The 790-nt window shown below is 48.7% G+C and carries 1 protein-coding gene; it reads left to right on the top strand.

Translation table 11 applies throughout. The annotated features are described in order from the left end of the window. Nucleotides 1–790 (top strand): AMP-binding protein (locus R7O13_RS26120; RefSeq protein ID WP_318305107.1); only part of this gene is annotated, 790 nt, incomplete at both ends.

The raw sequence follows: 790 nt of genomic DNA on the forward strand, positions 1-790 counted from the left end.
CAGAAAGCTTACTGCTAACACCGGCTTTATTGCTTGCGCTCATTCAGATCGCGCAACAGCAGCCCTCTCTTGTGGACTCTCTAACATTTGTCGCCGTTGGCGGCGCAAGAGTGTCGTCGCAACTGATTAACACCGCGCATGCGCTGAACATCCCTGCGTTTGAAGGTTATGGCTTGTCTGAATGTGGCTCCGTCGTTTGTTTGAATACACCAGCCACATTTAAAGCAGGAACGTGTGGCAAACCGCTTCCGCACACTCAGATTCGTATCGCGGAAGATGGTGAACTGCTCGTCAAAGGCAACGTTGCTCTTGGTTATTTGAATGAGCCGTTTACTCAAGAATGGTTAGCAACTGGCGACTTAGCCCAAATTGACGCGCAAGGTTTTGTCACTCTCTCAGGACGCAAGAAGAACCTTATCGTCACCGCATACGGCAGAAATGTCTCACCGGAGTGGATTGAATCAGAAGCGTTGGCGTTTTTGCCGATGACGCCACTGATCGTTACAGGTGATAGCCAACAAACATTATGTGCTGTCATTGCCAATAGCGAAGACGTCGAAGCAAAGGTTCATGCATTAAACCGAACCCTACCCGATTACGCTCAAATCCGAACCTTATTGCTGCTAGACAACCCACGAGCCATCTCTGGTTGGTACACGGATAACGGCAAGCTCAAACGAAATCAAATCGAACATGATGTGGCTCAGTTATTAGCGAGCACAACGTCTGAATTAACGCTGCAAGCGCAAAAGATCCAACGCATCGATTTGCCCTTTCAGCAACACATTAC

Source organism: Vibrio sp. Y176 (assembly GCF_033438945.1).